At 63.4% G+C, this 22,762-nt stretch carries 20 protein-coding genes and 1 pseudogene; 15 read left to right on the forward strand and 6 right to left on the reverse strand.

The annotated features are described in order from the left end of the window. The first annotated feature begins 64 nt into the window (after positions 1-64). The 8 genes and pseudogenes from ECTPHS_RS05200 (at position 65) to ECTPHS_RS05235 (ending at position 12,325) form a co-directional block, all read left to right on the forward strand. Entirely contained in the window at positions 65-1,066 is a 1,002-nt protein-coding gene (locus tag ECTPHS_RS05200) for a TIGR00341 family protein (protein WP_008931646.1), read from the forward strand. Positions 1,067-1,201: 135 nt separating this feature from the next. Continuing rightward, complete coding sequence (locus ECTPHS_RS05205) at positions 1,202-4,513, forward strand: DEAD/DEAH box helicase (protein WP_008931647.1); 3,312 nt, start codon at positions 1,202-1,204, stop codon at positions 4,511-4,513. A 183-nt stretch (positions 4,514-4,696) separates the two neighbouring features. Further along, on the forward strand, positions 4,697-5,182 hold the full coding sequence (locus ECTPHS_RS05210) for a GAF domain-containing protein (RefSeq protein WP_008931648.1): 486 nt from the start codon (positions 4,697-4,699) through the stop codon (positions 5,180-5,182). Beyond that, complete coding sequence (locus ECTPHS_RS13915) at positions 5,183-6,712, forward strand: ATP-binding protein (protein WP_008931649.1); 1,530 nt, start codon at positions 5,183-5,185, stop codon at positions 6,710-6,712. Positions 6,713-6,725: 13 nt separating this feature from the next. Beyond that, the gene (locus ECTPHS_RS05220; protein WP_008931650.1) at positions 6,726-8,573 is read left to right on the forward strand and encodes a bifunctional diguanylate cyclase/phosphodiesterase; all 1,848 of its coding nucleotides are present in this window, start codon (positions 6,726-6,728) and stop codon (positions 8,571-8,573) included. A gap of 97 nt (positions 8,574-8,670) precedes the next feature. Beyond that, positions 8,671-9,952 (forward strand): annotated as a pseudogene (locus ECTPHS_RS05225) (nucleotide sugar dehydrogenase). Beyond that, a complete protein-coding gene (locus tag ECTPHS_RS05230; protein ID WP_008931651.1) occupies positions 9,952-10,959 on the forward strand; it encodes an NAD-dependent epimerase in 1,008 nt (335 codons plus the stop codon). The pseudogene ECTPHS_RS05225 and the gene ECTPHS_RS05230 overlap by 1 nt, the downstream one beginning before the upstream one ends. A gap of 4 nt (positions 10,960-10,963) precedes the next feature. Next, positions 10,964-12,325 carry a phosphomannomutase/phosphoglucomutase gene (locus ECTPHS_RS05235; RefSeq protein ID WP_008931652.1) on the forward strand — a complete coding sequence of 454 codons (1,362 nt, stop codon included), beginning with the start codon at positions 10,964-10,966 and terminating at the stop codon, positions 12,323-12,325. Between the two features lie 66 nt (positions 12,326-12,391). Here ECTPHS_RS05235 and ECTPHS_RS05240 read toward each other — a convergent pair whose 3' ends face one another. Continuing rightward, on the reverse strand, positions 12,392-13,228 hold the full coding sequence (locus ECTPHS_RS05240) for a peptidylprolyl isomerase (RefSeq protein WP_008931653.1): 837 nt from the start codon (positions 13,226-13,228) through the stop codon (positions 12,392-12,394). Positions 13,229-13,277: 49 nt separating this feature from the next. Continuing rightward, complete coding sequence (locus ECTPHS_RS05245; RefSeq protein WP_008931654.1) at positions 13,278-13,577, reverse strand: YciI family protein; 300 nt, start codon at positions 13,575-13,577, stop codon at positions 13,278-13,280. 158 nt (positions 13,578-13,735) lie between these two features. Here ECTPHS_RS05245 and ECTPHS_RS05250 point away from each other — a divergent pair, with 158 nt between their 5' ends. Genes ECTPHS_RS05250 through scpB form a run of 5 tightly spaced genes read left to right on the forward strand, consistent with a single transcriptional unit; the run spans position 13,736 to position 17,744 of the window. Then, positions 13,736-14,362, forward strand: coding sequence for an L-threonylcarbamoyladenylate synthase (locus tag ECTPHS_RS05250; RefSeq protein ID WP_008931655.1), 627 nt, complete (start codon positions 13,736-13,738; stop codon positions 14,360-14,362). A 28-nt stretch (positions 14,363-14,390) separates the two neighbouring features. Then, positions 14,391-15,071, forward strand: coding sequence for a site-2 protease family protein (locus ECTPHS_RS05255; RefSeq protein ID WP_008931656.1), 681 nt, complete (start codon positions 14,391-14,393; stop codon positions 15,069-15,071). Positions 15,072-15,122: 51 nt separating this feature from the next. After that, on the forward strand, positions 15,123-16,340 hold the full coding sequence (locus ECTPHS_RS05260; protein ID WP_008931657.1) for a tryptophan--tRNA ligase: 1,218 nt from the start codon (positions 15,123-15,125) through the stop codon (positions 16,338-16,340). Continuing rightward, positions 16,337-17,182 (forward strand): ScpA family protein, encoded by an 846-nt coding sequence (locus ECTPHS_RS05265; RefSeq protein WP_008931658.1) that lies wholly within the window; start codon positions 16,337-16,339, stop codon positions 17,180-17,182. The genes ECTPHS_RS05260 and ECTPHS_RS05265 overlap by 4 nt, the downstream gene beginning before the upstream one ends. Then, a complete protein-coding gene (scpB, locus tag ECTPHS_RS05270; RefSeq protein ID WP_141565265.1) occupies positions 17,172-17,744 on the forward strand; it encodes an SMC-Scp complex subunit ScpB in 573 nt (190 codons plus the stop codon). Before ECTPHS_RS05265 ends, scpB begins: the two co-directional genes overlap by 11 nt. Positions 17,745-17,752: 8 nt before the next feature. Here the strand turns inward: scpB and moaB are convergent, their stop codons facing one another. Continuing rightward, positions 17,753-18,274, reverse strand: a complete 522-nt coding sequence (gene moaB / locus ECTPHS_RS05275) for a molybdenum cofactor biosynthesis protein B (RefSeq protein ID WP_008931660.1) — start codon at positions 18,272-18,274, stop codon at positions 17,753-17,755. 73 nt (positions 18,275-18,347) lie between these two features. On the opposite strand from moaB, the gene rluB reads away from it, so the two are divergent. After that, positions 18,348-19,139, forward strand: a complete 792-nt coding sequence (rluB, locus tag ECTPHS_RS05280; protein ID WP_008931661.1) for a 23S rRNA pseudouridine(2605) synthase RluB — start codon at positions 18,348-18,350, stop codon at positions 19,137-19,139. After that, the gene (locus ECTPHS_RS05285) at positions 19,136-19,801 is read left to right on the forward strand and encodes an endonuclease III domain-containing protein (protein ID WP_008931662.1); all 666 of its coding nucleotides are present in this window, start codon (positions 19,136-19,138) and stop codon (positions 19,799-19,801) included. Before rluB ends, ECTPHS_RS05285 begins: the two co-directional genes overlap by 4 nt. On the opposite strand, the gene ECTPHS_RS05290 is transcribed toward ECTPHS_RS05285, so the two are convergent. From ECTPHS_RS05290 to hpnD, 3 genes are read right to left on the reverse strand one after another with little or no spacing between them, the layout of a single operon-like run. Next, complete coding sequence (locus ECTPHS_RS05290; RefSeq protein WP_008931663.1) at positions 19,768-20,517, reverse strand: YciK family oxidoreductase; 750 nt, start codon at positions 20,515-20,517, stop codon at positions 19,768-19,770. The two genes, ECTPHS_RS05285 and ECTPHS_RS05290, sit on opposite strands and share 34 nt — an antisense overlap. 9 nt (positions 20,518-20,526) lie before the next feature. Further along, on the reverse strand, positions 20,527-21,855 hold the full coding sequence (gene hpnE / locus ECTPHS_RS05295; protein ID WP_008931664.1) for a hydroxysqualene dehydroxylase HpnE: 1,329 nt from the start codon (positions 21,853-21,855) through the stop codon (positions 20,527-20,529). Beyond that, positions 21,855-22,715 (reverse strand): presqualene diphosphate synthase HpnD, encoded by an 861-nt coding sequence (hpnD, locus tag ECTPHS_RS05300; RefSeq protein ID WP_008931665.1) that lies wholly within the window; start codon positions 22,713-22,715, stop codon positions 21,855-21,857. Before hpnD ends, hpnE begins: the two co-directional genes overlap by 1 nt. Between the last annotated feature and the right edge of the window lie 47 nt (positions 22,716-22,762).

The raw sequence follows: 22,762 nt of genomic DNA on the forward strand, positions 1-22,762 counted from the left end.
GAGGTGTGTTTCCAGTAAGCAGCGAGGTGTGGGTCGCAAGGGTCAGGAGCATGGAGATACGTCGATGCGGCTCATTGAAGTCATCAGCCCCGAGTATCTGCGGCCACGCCTGCTGGCACTGGCACGGGCCCATCATGCCATCGACGCCTGGTGCGGGGCCACCAATGAGGATGGCCGAATCTCCGTGCGCATGGTCGTCAGCGCGGAAAATACCCAGCGGTTGATGGAAGCCCTGCAGGGCATGATGCTGAAAGAACCCACGGCGCGCATCGTGGTGCTGCCCGTTGAAACCACGGTGCCGATGCCGGGCCAAACGGGCACCGCGCCCCGGCCCGATGCCCCGGGGGGCAGGGATCTCACCCTTGAAGAGCTGTATACCCGGATGGCCAAGGAGGGAAGTCTGGATCGTAATTTTGTGATGCTGATTTTTCTTTCCACCATTGCCGCCACCATCGGTCTGGCCGAAGACAACACGGCGGTGGTCATTGGTTCCATGGTCATCGCTCCGCTGCTGGGGCCGGTCATCACCTTTGCCTTCGGCGTCTCCATGGGCGCACGTGCCCTGGCCATGCGTGCCCTGTTCACCGCGTTTGTCGGTCTGGGGCTGGCCATCCTGTTGAGCCTGATCATCGGTTTTCTGTGGCCGGTGAGCATCAGCAATGCCGAAGTGCTGGCACGCACCGAGGTCAATGTCGCCCATGTGGTGCTGGCCCTCACCGCCGGTGCCGCGGGTGTCCTTGCCCTGACCAGCGGTATCACCACGCGCCTGGTGGGTGTCATGGTGGCGGTCGCCTTGCTGCCGCCCGCTGCCGTGTTCGGCATGTTGCTGGGCAAGGGGGAGTTCGAGCCGGCCATGGGAGCGGCGCTTCTGCTCGGCGTCAACGTGATCTGCGTGACCATCGCGGCGCAGTTCGTGTTCCTGTTCCAGGGCGTCAAGCCCCGTCGCTGGGTGAGGGTGGGGCAGGTGGAGCGGTTCACCCCGAAGGACTGGTTTATCTGGCTGTTGATCGGCACGCTCCTTCTGGTCGGCCTGGTGGTTCTGATCCTGGTGCGCGGTGGGTTCTGAAAGGCAGGTGCCCGTCAAGTACATGCGCAGTGTTCGCATTGTGCGAAAATCCCTGAAATTTAAACGCCTGGAGGCGTCAAAACCGGATGGACGGATATCCTCGGCGCCTTCACCACTTATCCATCACTGGACCCCATGACCTCGAAACAACAGAAGCAGTGGATCACCCTGAGCGGTATTCGTAAGGATTGCGGATACAGAAACTACGAGCGCGGAAGACGGTATTTCGAGGAGGGGCGCACTGGGCAGATCAAGATCATTCGGCGCGACCATAAGGAATTCAGCTGCCGGGCGGTGACCCGGGGAAGTGGTGGCCGCGTCTATGAACAGTTTTTGCGATTTGTCCGTGTGCGGCCGGATCGCGAGGATGCGTTCGTGGTATTGCACGGTGAATGCAGCTGCCCCGTGGGCGATAACTGCAAGCACGTGGTGTCGGCGGCTCTGGCCATGCGCGAGCAGGAACAGGCCCTGGCGGCTTCCGCTTCGGGTAAACCGCTGTTCCTGCAGTGGCTGGAAAACGTGGCGGAGTCGTCCTCCCTGGCATCCGATGAACCCGATGAGGTGATACCGAACCAGAACTGCCTGCTGTACCAGCTGACACTCCACGCCGCCGATGGCAGTGCCAGCGTGGGCTTTCGTCTGGCCATCTACCGCAAGGACGGCACGCCGACCAAGGGGCGGGAGGTGAGGTTTGCCACTCTGTTCCAACCCTACGGGTCCACCTATCAGGCCATGACCGAACTGGACAAGGAGATCGTGCAGCAGGTGTCGGCCGGGGGCGGCTCTGGCACTTTTTCCAACCCTGCCGCCCGTTATCGCCATGATCCTGACGATCGAAACAGCGCTCTCAAGGGCCGCCCCGGGGCGTTGGCGCTGGAGATGATGCTCGATTCCGGACGTCTTTACTGGTCGGAGGCACCGGAACGGCCGCTGACCCGCGGCCCGTCACGGCAGCTGCATCTGGCCTGGGAGGTCGTTGATGACCAGTATCACCTGATGCCGCGAACCGACGGGGATCGCAGGATTCACCTGATCCAGGTACAGCCATGCCAGTATCTGGACCCGATGGATTTTCAGGTGGGCACCCTGGAAATCCCTTCGACCCTGGCCCCGGACTGGCTGGCACGACTACTTGCCTCACCGCCGGTGGCCGCTTCCGAGGTGGAGCAGGTCAGCCTGGGTCTGGCCCGGCAGTTTCCCTATCTGCCCACGCCCACACCGGTGTCCCGACGCGAGATCCGTGACCAGGCACCGACACCGGCGCTTGCGGTCATCCTGTACGACCCGGATCTGCTGCAGTCAGGATTACTGTTCCATTTCATTTATGGCGATGACGTGGTGGTGATGCCCCAGGATCCCCATGACGTGGTCATGGGGGAAGCGGGGAGCGATCTGGTGGAAGTACACCGGCACCGGGACGCCGAGCGGCGGGCCCAGGACCTGATTCGCGCCGAAGGGCTGGAACCCTGGCCCCAGCGGCCGGAGCTGTGGCGCCCCATCATGGGCGAGCGGGATCGCCAGGCCGCCCTGGGGCAGTGGTTCGAGGTGCTGGACACGGTGCTGCCACGTCTGCAGGCCCAGGGCTGGCATATCAGACATGTTCAGGGTGATGCCCCCCGGTTGCTGCATGCGGACAGGCTGCAGGCCGAGGTGGAGGAGGGGCAGGGCTGGTTCGATCTGAGATTTGATCTGGAGGTGGACGGGCGCAGGATTCCCCTGTTGCCCCTGGTGGTCCACCTGCTGGCCGACTATGTGCCCGGTACCTTGCCGGAGATCCTGTGGCTACCCATGGACGGGGGGCAGTATGTGAAAGTGGCCCGGGAACAGATCGAGCCGGTGTTGCAGACCCTGGTGGATCTGCACGAGGAACTGGGTCCCGATCAGGACGAGTTGCGCCTGTCGCGACTGGACGCCCCCCGACTGCTGGAACTGGGGCCGATCCCGGTGCAAGGTGGCGAGGGCATGGAGCGACTGGCCCGGCAACTCGCCCAGTTCGACGGCTTGCGCACGGTGCCGCTGCCGCCGGATTTTGTCGGCAAGTTGCGTCCCTACCAGCAGCACGGTGTGGACTGGATGCAGTTTTTGCGGGAACACCAGCTGGCCGGCGTGCTGGCGGATGACATGGGCCTGGGCAAGACCGTGCAGACCCTGGCCCATCTGATGGTGGAGAAGGCGGCCGGCCGGCTCGACCGACCCAGCCTGATCGTGGCCCCCACCAGTTTGTTGGGCAACTGGCGCCGCGAGGCAGCCCAGTTCTGTCCGGCGCTCAAGACCCTGGTGCTGCAGGGCGCGGATCGCAAGTCCCACTTCGACAGCCTGGACGATTACGATCTGATCTTCACCACCTATCCATTGCTCCCCCGGGACAGCAAAAACCTGCTGGAACAGCGTTTTACCTATCTGATTCTGGACGAGGCGCAGCAGATCAAGAACCCCCGCGCCCAGGCGGCCCAGGTGGTGCGTCATCTGCAGGCCGATCACCGACTGTGTCTGACCGGCACGCCCATGGAAAATCACCTCGGCGAGCTGTGGGCCCAGTTCGATTTTCTGTTGCCGGGCTTTCTGGGCAACCGGGAGCAGTTCACCCGCAACTACCGCACCCCCATCGAAAAATACCGGGATGGGGAGAAACTGCAACGGCTGACCCGTCGCGTGGCCCCCTTCATGTTGCGTCGGACCAAGGATGTGGTGGCCCGGGAGTTGCCGGAGAAATCCGAGTTGTTGCGCAGTACCCCCATCGATGGCAAGCAGGCGGCGCTGTACGAGAGCATCCGGCTCGCCATGGAAAAGAAGGTGCGCGATGCCATCGCGCAAAAGGGTCTGGCGCGGAGCCAGATCACCATTCTGGATGCCCTGCTCAAATTGCGTCAGGTCTGCTGTGATCCCCGCCTGTTGCCGGAGGCATTGCGCGGAGGTGGCGGGAAGCCTGTCCCCTCGGCCAAGCTGGAGATGCTCATGGAGATGCTGCCGGAGCTGATCAGCGAGGGCCGTCGGGTGCTGCTGTTTTCCCAGTTCACCACCATGCTGGGGTTGATCGAACAGGAACTGGCTCCGACAGGGATCAGCTACACTAAGCTGACCGGCCAGACCCGCAAGCGGGAAGAGGTGATCAGCCGCTTTTGCGAAGGCCACGTCCCGTTGATGCTGATCAGCCTCAAGGCGGGCGGGGTTGGACTCAATCTCACCCAGGCGGATACCGTCATTCACTACGATCCCTGGTGGAATCCCGCCGTGGAAGCCCAGGCCACCGACCGGGCCCATCGCATCGGCCAGGACAAGCCGGTGTTCGTCTACAAGCTCGTTACCGAGAACACGGTGGAGGAAAAGATACTGGCCCTGCAGGCCCGCAAGCAGCAACTGGCGGATCAGGTCTATCGCGGTGGCGAGCGGGCACCGGATTCACCTCCTATCGACGCCCGGATGATTGAGGATCTGCTGGGGGCCTGATCCGTCGGTTGGTGTGGCGCCTTGTTTCAGCCTGCGTTTGGTGGGATGGTTTGAGACATTGGCGGGGGCCTCAATCAGGGGGAAACGACAGTGTCCAGACGGAAATCTTTTCGGCAAAGACTCGCTGAAAAGTCGTATCGCCGCGATGTGGGGCTTGCCAGGCGGAATCGTCATGAACAGGTGATGCAATATCAGAATCAGTTGCAGTCTCTGCTCATGGAACTGGCAACCTCGTTCATCAACCTTCCCCTGGACGACATCAATACGCCGATCCATCAGGCCCTGCGGAGAATGGGCAGGTTTGTCAATGCGGATCGGGTCTACGTATTCGAGTATGACTTTGAAGGTCAGGTCTGCAACAACACCCACGAATGGTGCGAGGAAGGGATACTGCCGCAAATCGACATACTGCAGAGGGTGTCGCTCAACCTATTCGTGGACTGGGTTCAAACCCATCTGCGCGGGGAGACCATGTATATCCCCGATGTCCTGGCCTTGCCCGTGGGCAGCGGGATACGCGCGGTACTGGAGCCGCAGCAGATCAAGAGCCTGATCGCGGTGCCCATGATGAATACGGATGAGTGCGTGGGATTCGTCGGTTTTGACTCGGTCAGGGAATACCATACCTATTCCCTGAAGGAGCAGCAGCTGCTGACGGTGTTCGCATAGATGCTGCTCAATATCAAGCTGCGTCAGCAGGCGGATGAAGCCCTTGAACTGCAGCGCCGGTTTCAGGAACTGGTGGCCGATATCGCAACGGATTTCATTGGCGTCGGCAGCGTCACGATCGATGCCGGGATCAACCGGGCACTACAGCTCACCGGCGAGTTTTTCGGGGTCGATCAGAGCGATATCCTGACTTTTTACCGCACGGAAGAGGGTCTTGTCGCCAGAGTCACCCATGAGTGGTGCCGGGAGGGGCAGCCATCTTCCGCGGCGCTCATTCATCAGTTCCCTATCGATGACATGCCGGTGTTCAGGCAGAAGATGCTGGTGGAAAAATCCATTCTGCATGTTCCCGGCGTCGATCATCTGCCCTTCGAAGCGGTCAATGAAAGGGCATTGCTCCAGCGCCACGGGATCAAGTCCTCCCTTTCTGTACCCATCTACACGGATAAGATCGTTTATGGCGCGATCGGCTTCGAGGCTCGGCGGCAGGAGGTCTTCTGGTCGGGCAGCCAGATCCATGGCCTGAAGGTCATTGCGCAGGTACTGGCCACGGCCTTTGCCAGTATTGAGGTGGAAAAGGCGTTGATGGACGCCAAGGCAAATCTTGAGTTGCGTGTACGCCAGAGGACGGCCGAACTCACCGAGCAGGTGACAGCCAAGGAGAAGGCGCTGGCGGACCTGTCCGAGTTGCAGAACACACTAATGGAAGTGTCCCGCGCCGCGGGTATGGCCGAGGTGGCCACCGGTGTGCTGCATAATGTGGGCAATGTGCTCAATAGTGTGAATGTGTCCTGCGACCTGCTGATGGAGAAGCTGCAGGGATCACGGTTGATGAATGTCGCCCGGGTGGCAGGACTGCTTGAGGCCAACCGGGAACGACTGGCGGAATTCATCACCACTGACGAACGAGGCAGAAATCTGCCTGGTTACCTCTCGTCACTGGCTGCCACGCTGGAGGAGGAGCGCCGGTTTCTGCAACACGAAACCGGAGCCTTGAGCGGACGTATCGGCCATATCAAGGAGATCGTGGCCATGCAGCAGAATTACGGCCGTGTCCCTGGCGTGCTGGAGTCCATATTGCCGAAGACCCTGATGGAGGAAGCGCTGAAGCTCAATGCCGGGGTATTTTCCAGGCACGACATCAGAGTTGACCGTCAGTACCAGAATTTGCCGCCGATCGTCACCGACAGGCACCGTGTGCTGCAGATCCTGCTGAACCTGATTCATAATGCCAAATATGCCTGCTGCGAAACGGATCGTTCACCCAGGGTGGTGGTCCTGCGTACCCTGGTGAATGTGGAAGGTAGCCTTTGTCTGCAGGTGGAGGATAACGGCATCGGCATCCCCCGAGAGAACATCACCCGGATCTTTCAGCATGGGTTCACGACCCGTCGCGATGGGCACGGCTTCGGTCTGCATATCGGCGCGCTGACGGCTCGAGATCTGGGCGGCAGTCTGATGGTCCATAGCGACGGCCCCGGTCATGGTGCGGTTTTCACGCTTGAACTCCCCTTTACCCGAGACACGTGAGGTACTTGGTCGCATGTCCATGTCTTCTCTGCCGCATCGTGTACTCATCATTGATGACAATCCTGCGATTCATGAGGATTTTCGCAAGACCCTCATCCGCGAGCATGGACAGACCGATGGCCTGCAGGACATGGAGCACATGCTGTTCGGCAGTCGGGTTGCAAGCACCGTTGTGCGTACGTTCGAACTGGATTCCGCCTTTCTGGGCAAGGAGGGATTAGAGCGTGTCAGGGCGGCCAATGCACAGGGGCGGCCCTATGCGCTGGCCTTTGTGGACGGGCGCATGCCACCGGGATGGGACGGGATCGAAACCATCAAGCGGCTTTGGGAAGAATGCCCCGACCTGCAGGTGGTGCTCTGCACCGCCTATGCGGACTATTCCTGGTCTGAAATCATGGGAGTATTGGGGCAGACGGACAATCTGCTGATTCTGAAAAAACCCTTCGACATTGTCGAAGTCCTGCAGATCGCTCATGCACTGACGCGAAAGTACGAACTGAACCAGGAAGTGCAGGGGCGTCTGTATGAGCTGGCTTACTACGACAACCTGTGCGGTTTGCCGAACCGGGCATTGTTCAAGGACCGCTTTGAACATGCCATCGGCCTGTCCCGAAGGCAGCACCGGCGGCTTGCATTGCTGCTGATCGATCTGGACAACTTCAAGCGCATTAACGATACCCTGGGTCACAGTCGCGGTGACGAGCTGCTCCGGACCATCGCCAGACGGCTGCACGACTGTCTGCGGAGCTGTGATTCGATCACGTTTCCGTCGCAGCAGGCTGCCGACTCCCTGGCCCGGTTTGGCGGGGACGAGTTTGCCGTTCTGATTCCCGACATGCTCAGAGATGAAGATGCCGGCAAGATCGCCCTGCGCATCATTGCCGAGCTCAGCCTTCCCGTGGATCTGGGGGAGCACCGGATCGTCATGACGCCCAGTGTCGACATTGCGCTTTTTCCCTGTGACGGCGACACGAGCGACATGTTGCTGAAAAACGCCGATCTCGCCGTGCATTTTTCCAAGCGCATGGGGCCTGGCCTGTTTTCCTACTATCAGGACTCCATGAATACCGCGGCCCAGAAGCGGCTGACCCTGGAAAATCAGCTGGCTCATGCCATTGAGCGGGATGAACTCTCTGTCCGTTACCAACCCCAGTTCAATCTGGAAACCGGGCAACTGAGCGGTCTTGAGGCATTGTTGCGTTGGCATAACCGGAGTCTGGGTCCGGTATCCCCCCTGGAGTTTGTTCCCCTGGCAGAAGAGGGTGGTCTGATCAACGGAATCGGCGACTGGGTGATGCGTACCGTCTGCGACCAGGCCGCGGCCTGGATACAGGCGGGGTTTTCCCTGCCCAGGATCAGCATCAACGTGTCCGTCAAACAGGTCATGAAGCCGGATTTTGCCGATCGGGTCAGGGAAGTGCTTGCCGACACCGGGCTACCGCCATCGAGTCTGGAACTGGAGGTCACGGAGACTCTGCTTGCCCTGGATATTGCTCAGATCCACGAATCCCTGCACACCCTCAGAAATCTGGGCGTCAGCATTGCCATCGATGATTTCGGCACCGGCTATTCCAGCCTGAGCCGACTCAAATCCATGCCGATCGACTCCCTGAAGGTGGATCGTGATTTTGTCTGCGGCATTGCCGACAGTGACGATGACCGGTCCATCATCACCGCCATCATTTCCATGGCCGAGGCCATGTCGTTACGAGTGGTTGCCGAGGGCGTGGAGTCCGCCTCCCAGGCGGATTTCCTGAGAGAGCTGGGTTGTCAGGAAGTGCAGGGTTTTTTCTATGGTCGTCCCATGGCGCCGGACGAGGTGGAGAGCCTGTTGCCCCGCACCGGTGCCGGACGGGGCTGAAAGTACCGGATCCATCTCCCGGGCCAGTCGCCAGCACCCGGGATTTCCGGTATCTTGCGGTCATTCAGGAACACTCCCTTTCCAAGGAACCCACGCAATGAGCGAAAAGATCGGTGTCATCGGTCTCGGGTATGTCGGGCTGCCCGTGGCCATGGGTTTTGCGGCCCACTATCCCGGGACGGTCGGGTTTGATATCAGTGAACGTCGGGTCGGTACGCTACAGGAAGGCCACGACTTCACCGGCGAGGTCACGCCCGAAGAACTCAAGGCCAGCACCCTCAAATACACCACCGATCCTCGCGATCTGGTGGGAACCACCTTCTTCGTGGTCACCGTCCCCACCCCCATCGACGACAATCGTCAGCCCGATCTGCGGCCGGTGCTGTCCGCCTGCGAGACCGTGGGCAGGGTACTGTCGCCCGGGGCGGTGGTGGTGTTCGAGTCCACGGTCTATCCCGGCGTGACCGAGGAGATCTGCGGACCGCTCCTGGCCCGGATTTCCGGTCTGCGTCAGGGGGTGGACTTCAAGCTGGGGTATTCCCCCGAGCGCATCAATCCCGGTGACAAGGAACACACCTTGACCCGCATCGTGAAGGTGGTCTCCGGCGAGGACGAGGCGACGCTGGAACGGGTGGCCGAGGCCTACGGACGCATCGTCGAGGCGGGCGTCCATCGGGCGCCCACCATCAAGGTGGCCGAGGCCGCCAAGGTGATCGAGAACACCCAGCGGGATCTGAACATCGCCCTGATGAACGAGCTGGCGCTGATTTTCGATCGTCTGGGCATCCGCACCCGGGATGTCCTGGCCGCCGCCGGCACCAAGTGGAACTTCCTGCCCTTCAGCCCCGGTCTGGTGGGAGGGCACTGCATCGGCGTGGACCCCTATTATCTCACCACCAAGGCCAAGGCCGTGGGGTACTACCCCCAGGTGATCCTGGCCGGCCGGCGCATCAACGACGGCATGGGGGCCTATGTGGCCCAGCGCCTGGTGAAGCTGCTGATCGAGCAGGACCGTCCCGTGAAGCAGGGCAGGGTGGGCATTCTCGGGCTCACGTTCAAGGAAAACGTCCCGGACCTGCGCAACTCCCGCGTGCCCGACATCATCAAGGAACTGCGTCAGTTCGGCATCGAACCCCATGATCCATGACCCGCTGGCGGATGCTCAGGAGGCGCACCATGAATATGGTCTGACCCTGTCGCCTCTGGAGGCCTTCCAGGACCTGGACGGGCTGATCCTGGCCGTGCCTCACCGGGCCTACCTGGCGGCGGGGTCCGACAGCCTTGCCCGGCGCCTGGCCTCAAGCGGGGTGCTGATCGACGTGAAATCGGCCCTGTCCCCGTCCGTCGTGGGGGCCACCCAGGCCTATTGGAGTCTTTGATGAAAATCCTGGTCACCGGCACTGCCGGCTTTATCGGCTCGGCCCTGGCCCTGCGTCTGCTGGCGCGGGGGGATGAGGTCATCGGCGTCGATAATCTCAACGACTATTACGACGTCAATCTCAAGCTGGCCCGTCTGGAGCGGGTGAAGGCCCATCCCGGCTTTACGGACGTGCGGGCCGATATCGCCGATCGCGCCGCGATGGAAGACCTGTTCGCCCGTCACAAGCCCCAGCGGGTGGTGAACCTGGCGGCGCAGGCCGGGGTGCGCTATTCCCTGGAGAATCCACACGCCTATGTGGAAACCAATCTGGTGGGGTTCATCAACATCCTCGAAGGCTGCCGTCACCACGGGGTGGAGAATCTGGTCTACGCCTCCTCCAGTTCCGTCTATGGGGCCAACACCACCATGCCCTTCACCGTCCACGACAACGTGGATCATCCCATGAGCCTCTACGCCGCCAGCAAGAAGGCCAATGAGCTCATGGCCCATACCTATAGCTCCCTCTACGGTCTGCCCACGGTGGGGCTGCGCTTCTTCACCGTCTACGGCCCCTGGGGGCGCCCGGACATGGCCCTGTTCATGTTCACCCGCAACATCCTGGAGGGCAAACCCATCGATGTCTTCAACTACGGTCGTCATCGCCGGGACTTCACCTATATCGATGACATCGTGGAAGGGGTGATCCGCACCCTGGACCGGGTGGCCGAGCCGAACCCGGCCTGGTCCGGTGCCGAGCCCGACTCCGCCACCAGCTTTGCCCCCTACCGGCTCTACAACATCGGCAACAACCAGCCGGTGGAACTGCTTCATTACATTCAGGTACTGGAGGACTGCCTGGGCATGAAGGCGGAAAAGAACCTGCTGCCCCTGCAGCCGGGTGACGTGCCGGATACCTATGCGGACGTGCAGGACCTGGTGAACGACGTGGGGTATCGTCCGTGTACGCCGGTGGAGCAGGGCGTGGAGAACTTCGTGCGCTGGTATCGGGACTTCTATAAGGTTTGATTCAATGACCGATCGTCTTGCCTGTTTCAAGGCCTATGACATCCGCGGCCGTGTCCCCGATGAGCTGAATCCGGAGCTGGCCCGGCGCATCGGCCGGGCCTACGCCCGCGTCATCCGTCCGGCGGGGCCGGTGGCGGTGGGCGAGGATATTCGTCTGAGCAGTCCGGCACTGGCGCGAGCGCTGGTGCAGGGATTGAACGAGTCGGGGGTGGACACCCGGTCCCTGGGACTGTGCGGCACCGAGACCGTCTACCATGCCGCGTCACTGCCCGGTATGGGGGGCGGCATCATGGTCACCGCCAGCCACAATCCCATGGACTACAACGGCATGAAGCTGGTGAAGGCGGGCGCCGTGCCCATCAGCGGCGACAGCGGCCTGAACGAGATCGAGGCCCTGGCCCGTGATGCCGTTCCGGTCGAGGGCCATGTGCAGATGGGCCGGGACGAGCCGCTGGACGTGATGGCCGGCTATGTGGAGCGGGTGCTGGGTCTGGTGGATGAGTCGGTGCTCAGACCGCTGCATCTGGTGGTGAATGCGGGTAATGGGGCCGCCGGTCCCACCTTCGATGCCCTGGCCGCCCGGTTGCCCTTCCGGGTGACCCGGGTTCACCATGCCCCGGACGGCCGTTTCCCCAACGGTATTCCCAATCCCCTGTTGCCGGAGAACCGCAGTGCCACCGCCGACGCGGTGAAGGCCCACGGGGCGGATCTGGGGATCGCCTGGGATGGCGATTTCGACCGCTGCTTTCTGTTCGACGAGCAGGGCCGGTTCGTGGAAGGCTATTACGTGGTGGGGCTGCTGGCGGCCCAGTTGCTGGAACGCCATCCGGGGGAGAAGATCGTCCATGACCCGCGCCTGACCTGGAACACGGTGGAAATGGTTCAGTCGGCCGGTGGCGTGCCGGTGATGAGCAAGACCGGACATGCCTTCATCAAGGAGCGCATGCGTCTCGAAGACGCCCTCTATGGCGGGGAGATGTCGGCCCATCACTACTTCCGCGACTTTGCCTACTGCGACAGCGGCATGATTCCCTGGCTGCTGGTGGCCGAGCGCCTGTGCCGGACCGGTCAGCCCCTGTCCGCGCTGGTGGACGAGCGGATGCGGGCTTTTCCCTGCAGCGGCGAGATCAATTTCCGGGTGGCGGACGTGGCGCGGACCCTTGCCAGGATCGGCCAGGTGTTCCGGGATCGTGCCCTGGACGAGGATGACACCGATGGCCTGAGCATGGGCTTCGGCGACTGGCGCTTCAATCTGCGGGGTTCCAATACGGAACCGGTGATCCGGCTGAACGTGGAGTCGCGAGGGGACGAGGCCCTGATGCGTACCCGGACGGCGTTGCTGTCCGGGCTGATTCAGGAAGCCTGAGCCTTTTCGGCCCTCACCCCAACCCCTCTCCCAAGGGGAGAGGGGTTTGAGTGGCGTTGCCCATCCTCAGGGAGAAGGGCGGTCCTCACGCACTTCCACCCGGGCTTCCTGCCGGAGCCGTTCCACATAGTCCTGCAGGGCTCTTCGGGCCAGGATCTGCTCCAGCTGTTCCTGCACTTCGGCAAAGGGGGGCGGCTCGATGTCCCGGCTGTCTTCGCGCAGGATCACATGCCAGCCGAATTCCGTTTCCACCGGCTCATGGGTGAAACGGCCATTCTCCAGCGCCAGTACCGCGTCCGAGAAGTCCGGCACCATCATGTCCGCGCTGAACCAGCCCAGATCGCCACCGGCGGAGGCGGAGCCATCCTCCGAATATTCCCGTGCCAGGGCCGCGAAGTCTTCTCCCGCCTCAAGGCGTGTGATCAGCGCCGCTGCTTCTTCCTGCGTCGCCACCAGGATATGGCGGGCCCGCAGTTCCAGGGTGTCCATGTCCGCCACCTGACGGTCATATTCGGCGCGCAGGTCCGCCTCGGTGAAGTTCAGGTCGTCCAGAAAATTCTCCACCTGGGTGTTGATCAGCAGGTTGGTGCGCATGCGTTCCATCTGCCGCACCATCCGCGGATCCTTGTCCAGTCCCGCCCTCAGGGCCGCCTGGCGCAGCAGTTCCATGTTGATCAGCTCTTCCAGCGCCATGTCCGGGGTCTGCATGCCGCCATGGTGGCCGGACATGCGGCTCAGGGACAGGAAATCGGCCAGGTCGCTGTCATGGATGGGGCTGTCATTGACCATGGCTACCGGCTCGCCGCGGGTGGCGTCGGTCGTCGTTTCGGGGTCGTTGCCGGAGCAGGCCGACAGGGTGAAGGCCAGGGCGGCAGCCAGGGGAATCAGCTTGAAGGGGTGCATCTGCAATGGGGTCCTTGTGGTGATGGGCGGGTTCAAGGCAGGGCCGGAATCAGGGAAACACCAGTTTGAAGGGCTTGACCGTTACCTGGGCATAGACACCGGCCGCCACATAAGGATCCGTGTCGGCCCAGGCCTTGGCGGCATCCAGGGAGTCGAACTCGGCCACCACCAGGCTGCCGGTGAACCCGGCTGGACCGGGATCTTCCATGTCCAGGGCCGGGTGTGGCCCGGCCAGCACCAGCCGCCCCGCGTCCTGCAGGGCCTGCAGGCGTTCCAGGTGGGCGGGACGGGCGCCGCGGCGCTTCTCCAGGCTATCTTCCACGTCCTGGCTGATGATGGCGTAGAGCATCGATGGGACTCCCTGGTTGATGGGTAATGGCGCTTAGGGTAGCGCATGGTGGGGGGTTGGCACAGGGGCGGCTGTTTCAGAACTTCCAAGATGATTCGGGCACAAGCCCGCAGGTCTGATAAAATCACCCTCCTGATACCGAATAACCGGGAATTGCCATGAGCCGCGTGATCGAGATCCATCCGGTGGACCCTCAACCCCGCCTGATCCAGCAGGTGGTGGAGGTGGTGCAGGACGGCGGGGTCATCGTCTACCCCACCGATTCCTGCTACGCCCTGGGCTGCGCCATCAGCAACAAGTCCGGCATGGAGCGCATTCGGCGTATCCGTCAGCTGGATGAGCAGTATCACCTCACCCTGGTCTGCCGCGACCTGTCCGAGATCGCTACCTATGCCAAGGTGGGAAACACTTCCTACCGTCTGCTCAAGAGCCTCACCCCCGGTCCCTATGCCTTCCTGCTCAAGGCCACCCACGAGGTGCCCCGACGCCTGCAGCATCCCAAGCGCAAGAGCGTCGGCCTGCGGGTGCCGGATCATCCCATCACCCAGGCCATGCTCAAGTCCCTGGGACAGCCGCTCATGAGCAGCAGTCTGGAGATGCCCGGCGATGACCTGCCGTTGACCGATATCTACGAGATTCAGGAACGCCTGTCCTCCCAGGTGGACCTGATCATCGACGGCGGCCCCTGCGGCCTGGAGCCCACCACCGTGATCGACATGGAAAGCGACGTGCCTCGACTGGTGCGTCGGGGCAAGGGCGAAGTGCCCCCCGGAGTGGAGGAGTGAGGCCGGTTCGGGCGCGGAGGACGGACTGATGGAAGGCATTCTGCAGATCATCGCCATCTGGGCCTTGCCGGTGCTGTTTGCCATCACCCTGCACGAGGCTTCCCACGGCTGGATGGCCAAGCAGCTGGGAGATCCCACGGCCAAGATGCTGGGTCGTCTCACCGCCAACCCCATCAAGCATATCGATCCGGTGGGGACCATCGCCGTGCCCATCGGCCTGCTGATCTTCACCGCCCTGACGCCGGCGCCCCCCTTCGTTTTCGGCTGGGCCAAGCCGGTACCGGTGAATACCCGGAATCTGCGCAATCCCCAGCGGGACATGGCCATCGTGGCCGCCGCCGGACCCACCGCCAACCTGCTCATGGCCCTGTTCTGGGCGCTGATGATCAAGATCGGCCTGATGCTGCAGGGGACCTTCGACTGGGCGGCGGTGCCCCTGATTTACATGGGCATGGCGGGAATCACCATCAACATCCTGCTGATGGTGCTGAACCTGCTGCCCATCCCCCCCCTGGATGGGGGACGGGTGGTGGCCGGTTTCCTGCCCGCCCGGATCGCCGCCCGTTACGAACGTCTGGAACCCTATGGCCTGGTGATCGTTCTGGCTTTGTTGTTCACGGGCATCCTGGGGGCGATCCTGTTTCCCATTTTCGGGTTCATCGTGGATCTGATCCAGACCCTGTTTGCACTGCCGTCCTGGCGCATGTAACCACCTTAAGTCTTCAACCTTCATCCCATCGAGCACACCCAAGGAGTCCACTTGAGTTCCCTGCCTGCACAAAACCAGCGCGTCCTGTCCGGCATGCGTCCGACGGGCCGACTGCATCTGGGTCATTATCACGGCGTCCTCAAGAACTGGGTCGAATTGCAGCATTCCTATGAATGTCTGTTCTTCGTGGCCGACTGGCACGCCCTCACCACCCACTATGAAGATCCCGGCATCCTCGGCGAGAGCGTCTGGGACATGGTGGTGGACTGGTTGGCGGCGGGCGTGAGCCCGGGTTCGGCGCGTATCTTCATCCAGTCCCGGGTGCCGGAACACGCCGAGCTGCATCTTTTGCTGTCCATGATCACGCCCCTGGGCTGGCTGGAGCGGGTGCCCACCTACAAGGATCAGCAGGAAAAGCTCAAGGAAAAGGATCTGGCCACCTACGGTTTTTTGGGCTACCCCCTGCTGCAAAGCGCGGACATCCTCATCTACAAGGCGGGTCTGGTGCCGGTGGGCGAGGACCAGGTGGCCCACCTGGAAATCACCCGCGAGGTGGCACGTCGCTTCAATCACCTCTATGGGCGTGAACCCGGCTTCGAGGAAAAGGCCGAGGCGGCCGCCAACAAGATGGGCAAGAAGAACGCCCGCATGTACCGGGATCTGCGCCGCCGCTACCAGGAACAGGGTGAGGACGAGGCCCTGGACGTAGCCCGCGCCCTGCTGGAAAGCCAGCAGAACATCTCCCTGGGTGACCGTGAGCGTCTGTTCGGGTATCTGGAAGGCAGCGGCCGCATCATCCTGCCCGAACCCCACCCCATGCTCACCAAGGCCTCCAAGATGCCCGGTCTGGACGGGCAGAAGATGTCCAAGTCCTACGGCAATACCATCTCCCTGCGGGATGAGCCAGCGGAGGTGGAAAAGAAGATCCGTACCATGCCCACGGACCCGGCCCGGGTGCGCCGCACCGATCCGGGCAATCCGGACAAGTGCCCGGTCTGGTCCCTGCACCAGATCTACACCGGCGAGGATGTCCATCAGTGGGTGCAGGAGGGGTGCCGCAGCGCCGGTATCGGCTGTCTGGAATGCAAGCAGCCGGTGGTGGATGCGGTGCTCGACGAGCTGCGGCCCATGCAGGCCCGTGCCCGCGAATACGAGTCCGATCCGAACCTGGTCCGGTCCGTGGTGGCGGAAGGCTGCGAGGCCGCCCGCGACATCGCCCGGGATACCCTGGACGAGGTCCGGCGCAGCATGGGGCTGGCCTACCGATGAATGCCGAACCCGCGGCCCTGTCACCGGCGCCGGACGGTGCCGGGCAGGCCGGGGGGGCGCCGCTGGCCATCGTCCGCGGAGAACCGCTGACCCTGGTGCCCAGGGATCTCTACATCCCGCCGGATGCCCTGGAGGTCTTTCTGGAGACCTTCGAGGGGCCGCTGGATCTGCTCCTGTACCTGATCAAGCGCCAGAACCTGGATATTCTGGACATCCCCATTGCCGAGATCACCCGTCAGTACATGGGGTATATCGAGCTGATGCAGGAGATGCGTCTGGAACTGGCCGCGGAGTATCTGGTGATGGCGGCCATGCTGGCGGAGATCAAGTCCCGCATGTTGCTGCCCCGGTCCGCGGCGGTGGAGGACGAGGACGATCCCCGGGCCGAACTGGTGCGGCGGCTGCAGGAATATGAACAGTTCAGGCAGGCGGCACAGGATCTGGACGACTTGCCCAGGCTGGAGCGGGATATCTTCCCGGCCACCCTGGCGCCGCCGCCGCTTACGGGCGAGCGACCGTTGCCGGAGGTGGGGCTGGACGAGTTGTTGCTGGCCCTGCGGGAGGTGCTGCAGCGGGCGGACATGTTCACCCATCATCAGATCCAGCGGGAGCCCCTGTCGGTGCGCGAGCGCATGTCCCGGGTACTGGAGGCCCTGGGGCAAGGGCCGGTGCCGTTTGCGGCCCTGTTCACCCTCGAGGAGGGCCGGCGGGGGGTAGTGGTCACCTTCCTGGCGGTGCTGGAACTGCTCAAGGCCCATCTGGTGGAGCTGGCGCAGGCGGAACTGTTTGCCCCCATCTACCTGAGCGCGGCAAGACGCGCCGATGTTGCCCATGACACCTGAACTGCTCTGTCGCATTCTGGAAGGCGCCCTTCTGGCCGCTGATCGCCCCCTCTCCCTGGAACAGATGGAACGGCTGTTCGAGGACGCCGAGCGGCCTTCCCGGGCCGAACTGCGCAAGGCCCTGGATGCCCTGGCCCAGGCCTGTGACGACCGGGGCTACGAGTTGCGTCAGGTGGGCAGCGGCTACCGTTTCCAGGTGCGCGAGGCCCTCTCGCCCTGGATTTCCCGCCTGTGGGAGGAACGGCCGCCGCGGTATTCCCGCGCCCTGCTGGAGACCCTGGCCCTGATTGCCTACCGACAACCCATCACCCGGGCGGAGATCGAGGCGGTGCGTGGGGTGACCGTGAGTACCCAGATCATCAAGACCCTGACGGAGCGGGAGTGGGTGCGGGTGGTGGGACACAAGGAGGTACCGGGGCGTCCGGCCCTGTACGGGACCACGCCCCGGTTCCTGGACTATTTCAATCTGTCGTCCCTGGATGATCTGCCCAGCTTGATGGAGTTGAAGGATCTGGGGATGGATCCCGATCCGGCGCGGTCCCGGGCGGAAACGAACCGGTAATCAGGGGGCTATTGCTCCTTGAGTCGGGGCATCAGCATCACCAGATTGCAGGGCCGGGTCCGGTGGTCAAGCTGGGACTGGATCAGCCGGGTCCAGGCGGTGCGGCAGGCCCCGGAAGAGCCGGGCAGGCAGAACACATAGGTGCCGTTGGCCACCCCCGCCAGCGCCCGGGACTGCAGGGCGGAGGTGCCGATTTCCTCGTGGGAGAGCATCCGGAACAGCTCGCCGAACCCCTCGATTTCCTTGTCCAGCAGGGGTGCCACCGCCTCCGGTGTCCCGTCCCGACCGGTGATGCCGGTGCCGCCGGTGGTGAGAACCACCTGAATCTCCGGTTCGGCAATCCAGGCCGAGACCACGGCCCTGATCTGGTAGATGTCGTCCGCCACCCGTTGCCGGTCGGCCGCCCGATGCCCCGCCTGGATCAGCCCGTCCACCAGTGCCTGCCCGGAGGTATCCTCCGCCAGGGTGCGTGAATCGGAGACCGTCAGTACGGCGATGTCCAGTGGGATGAAGTGGCGGGTGTCGCTCATGGGGAATCGTCCTGTGGCGGAAAGGGGGGGCGGATCAGTACACTACCGGTTTGACAGCGATGGATAACACACTATGACCGAACGTCTCCACAAATTGCTGGCCCAGGCGGGTCTGGGTTCACGTCGAGAGGTGGAGCGCTGGATCGCCCAGGGCCTGGTGACCGTCAACGGCAAGGTGGCCCAGCTGGGTGATCAGGCCGGCCCGGAAGACCAGATTGCCGTGCGCGGCCGCCCCGTCTCCGTGGAGGCCCCGGCGCAGCGTGTGGTGGTCTATCACAAGCCGGAAGGGGAGGTGACCACCCGCTCCGACCCCGAAGGTCGCCCCACCGTATTCGAACATCTGCCCCGGCTACGCCAGGGCCGCTGGGTGAGCATCGGCCGGCTGGACCTCAACACCTCCGGATTGCTGCTGTTCACCACCGACGGCAAGCTGGCCAATCGGCTCATGCATCCTTCCACCGAGGTGGAGCGGGAATACGCCGTGCGGGTACTGGGTGCGGTGGAACCGGCGGTGATCCAGCGGCTGTTGGCCGGCGTGGAGCTTGAAGATGGCCCGGCCCGCTTCGACGATATCCGGGAAGCCGGGGGTACCGGTGCCAATCACTGGTACCACGTGACCCTCAAGGAAGGCCGCAACCGTGAGGTGCGGCGCCTGTGGGAATCCCAGGGCATCACCGTCAGTCGCCTGATCCGGGTACGCTATGGCTGTATCCAGTTGGGGACCGGGCTGCGCCTGGGCCGCTGGCGGGAGCTGGAGTCCCAGGAGATGAAGGCCCTGTATCAGCAGGCGGGCCTGTCCTGGAAGGCGCCCCGCAAGTCCCGCATCATCCGTCCTCCCAAGACCCGTCGAGCCCCTGGGCGGTGAATCCGGAGCGTCTTCATCCGGTCCTGGAACGGCTATCGACCCATTACGGGCCGATGCACTGGTGGCCGGGTGAGACGCCCTTCGAGGTGATGGTGGGGGCGATCCTCACCCAGAATACCGCCTGGACCAACGTGGAGCGGGCCATCGCCAACCTCAAGGCGGCCGAAGTGCTGGACGCGGAGAGCCTGGCGGCCCTGCCGCGCAATGATCTTGCCGGTCTGATTCGGCCTTCCGGATATTTCAACGTCAAGGCGGGGCGGCTGCAGGCCTTTTGCCACTGGTATCTGGAGCAGGGCGGGGAGACCGCCCTGAGGGGCTGGTCCACCGAGGCCCTGCGCCGTGGATTGCTGTCGGTGAAGGGCGTGGGGCCGGAGACGGCGGACGACATCCTGCTGTATGCCTTCGAGCGGCCGGTGTTCGTGGTGGATGCCTATACCCGGCGTCTGTTTGCCCGCCTGGAACTGGCCGGGGGAGATGAGCCCTATGACGTGCTCAGGACCGGGGTCGAGGCGGTACTGGGGGCGGATGTCCCGGTCCTGAACGAGTTCCATGCCCTGATCGTCGCCCACGGCAAGACCTTCTGCCGCCCCCGGCCCAGTTGCGAAGGCTGTCCCTTGCGGGCGATGTGTCAGGCCAGCTTGAGGTTCTGCCCGGTGGTCTGACCGGCATCCGGCCCCAGCAGATACAGATACGGCCCGATGACCTCTTCTGGGGTGGCCAGCGTGGTGGGGTCCTCGCCCGGATACTGCTCCGCCCGCAACCGGCTGCGGATCGGGCCGGTGTCCACACCGTTAACCCGCATCTTGCGATCTCCCTGATACTCCTTGGCCAGAATGTCCATCAGGCCTTGCTGTCCTGCCTTGGCCACCCCAAATCCCCCCCAGTAGGCCTTCTGGCAGTCATGGGTGGAGAACACCACGGACGGGTCGGGGGACTGCTCCAGCAGCGGCAGCACCGCGTGGGTGAGCAGGAAGGGGGCATGCAGGTTCACTGTCATGACCCTGGCCCACAGTTCCAGGTCATAGTGCTTGAGCGGCGTCAGATACCCCACGAAGGCGGCATTGTGGACCAGACCGTCCAGGCGGCCGAATTCGTTGCCCACGTTCTCCGCCAGATCCTGGTAATCCTTGGCGGTGGCACCTTCCAGGTTCATGGGGTAGATGGCCGGCTGGGGACCGCCGGCGGCTTCGATTTCATCGTAGACCTTTTCCAGCGACTTGATCGCCTTGTCCAGCAGGATCACGGTGGCGCCGTGGGCGGCACAGGCCAGGGACAGGGCGCGACCGATGCCACCCGTGGCACCGGTCACCAGGATGACCCGATCCTTGAGCAGGTCCGGGGCCGGAGCATAGGTGAGCAGTTGTTGCGGGATCATCATTTTGCGCGGCTATTCCGTGGTTGGATCGTTCGAATGAAGCAGTGATTCGGCGCATTCTAGCCCACTGATGACCGCCCCTTCGAGGGTGGCCGGCAGGCCGTTGTCCGTATAGTCCCCCGCCAGCCACAGGCCGGCCTCGGCGGTACGGTTGCCCGGACGCAGTCGGTCACAGTCCACCGCCGCCTTGAAGGTGGCCTGCTTTTCCCGGATCACCCAGTGCTGCAGGGGGGCGGGCCAGGCCGGGAAGAGCATGTGCAGCTCCGCCTGGATCTGGGTTGCCAGGGCCTGATTGTCCAGGTCCATGTGCGGGCCGGAGGCCGAAATGACCACCGCCATGACGCCGGGCTGGCCGGTGAAGCGCCGATCAAAGACCCATTGCCCGGTGGTGCCCAGCATGCCGTGGAACGGCGTGCTCAGGCGGGTCTCCTCCGGATAGCGCAGGTAGACGGTGCAGATGGGTTCGCAGGGCAGGGCGGCAAGGTTGGCGGCGATTTTCGCCAGGGTGGGAAAATCGGCCAGCAGCCGGGCAGTGATGTCATGGGGGGTGGCCAGGATCACCTGACGGGCGAGGCATGTTTCTCCTTCCCGTAGCCGCAGCCTGAAGCCGTCGCCATCGCGACCCACGGCCCGGACCCGGGCACCGGTGATCACCGATCCTCCCAGGGATTCTATGTGGCGACGGGCCGGCTCCGGCAGGGCCTCGCCCAGGCTGACCTTCGGAATCAGCAGGTCCGCATGGCTGCGATGGCCGGAGAATGCGCCCTTGAGCACGGCGGTGAACAGCCGGGCCGAGGCCTCGGCGGGATGGGTGTTGAGGGTGGCCAGGCACAGGGGGATCCAGAGTTGCCGGATCAGGGTGTCGGGTTGCCGGTGCTCATGCAGTAGTCGGGATACCGGCATGTCTTCCGGGCCATTCCAGCGCATCAGCCGCGCCAGGCCGGGCAGGGCCTGCAGGCGGTCCTTGCCGGGCATGCCGCGGGCCGTGAGCAGTCCGGCCAGCAGATGGAACGGGGCCGGCAGGAACAGGCTGGAGATGGACAGTTCCGGTACACCCGATTCCCGCATGTTCAGATCCAGGGCCATGCGCAGGAAGATGCGGGACTCCTGCAGACCCATGGTCTCGATCATCCGCAGGACATGGGTATAGGCGCCCAGCAGCAGATGCTGGCCGTTATCCAGGGGGAGACCGTCCAGGTCCACCTGCCGTGCCCGGCCGCCCAGGGTCGGGGCGGCCTCCAGTACCGTGACCTGTCTGCCGGCCTGGGCCAGTCGTACCGCCGCGCTCAGTCCGGCCCAGCCGGCACCCACGATGCAGATGTCGGTGTCAGGGTGGGTCATTATCGCGCGGCCTTCCGGTGACGGCGTTTTTCCTGGCGGGCGACCCGCCACGCGATCCAGAATTTTCTCAGGGGGGTGAGCCGGACCCGCTGTTCCAGCACCCGGTAGCCGTCGGCGGCGATCTCGTCCAGCAGGGTGCGATAGATGGCCGCCATGATGATGCCCGGGCGCTGGGCGTAGCGATCGGATTCCGGCAGATGCTCGAAGGCCCGGCGGTAGTATTCCCGGGCACGATCCGCCTGGAAGGCGAACAGCGCCTGGAGGTGTTCCGAGGTCTGGGGTCTTTGCAGGTCCACCGGTTGCACGTCGAACCGCTTGAGTTCATCCAGGGGGATGTAGATGCGGCCCCGCCGGGCGTCTTCGAGGACGTCACGCAGGATGTTGGTGAGCTGGAAGGCCATACCCAGGTCGTGGGCATAGCGGGCGGTCTGTCGGTCTTCATAGCCGAAGATTTCCGCCGACATCAGGCCCACCACGGAAGCCACCCGATAGCAGTAGAGGGAGAGTTCCGTGAAGGAGGGATAGGCATCATAGTCCAGGTCCATCTGCATGCCGTCGATGATTTCCCGGAAATGCTCCTCCGGCAGGTTGAAGCGTTCCAGCAGGGGTTGCAGGGCCTGGCAGACCGGGTGGGTGGCACGGCCCTGGAAGGTACGGGTCACTTCTTCCCGCCACCAGTCCAGCTTGGCACGGGCCACGGCCGGGTCATGGCATTCGTCCACCACGTCATCCACCTCCCGGCAGAAGGCGTAGAGGGCCGTGATGGCCCGGCGCCGTTCCGGAGGCAGGAACAGGAAGCTGTAATAAAAGCTGGAGCCGCTGCCGGCGGCCTTTTCCTGACAGTACTGGTCGGGGGTCATGGGGCCTTGGTTCTGGTTGTCGCCAGGGCCTTAAACTACCACAGGTC

The organism is Ectothiorhodospira sp. PHS-1 (assembly GCF_000225005.1).
GTDB lineage: Bacteria > Pseudomonadota > Gammaproteobacteria > Ectothiorhodospirales > Ectothiorhodospiraceae > Ectothiorhodospira.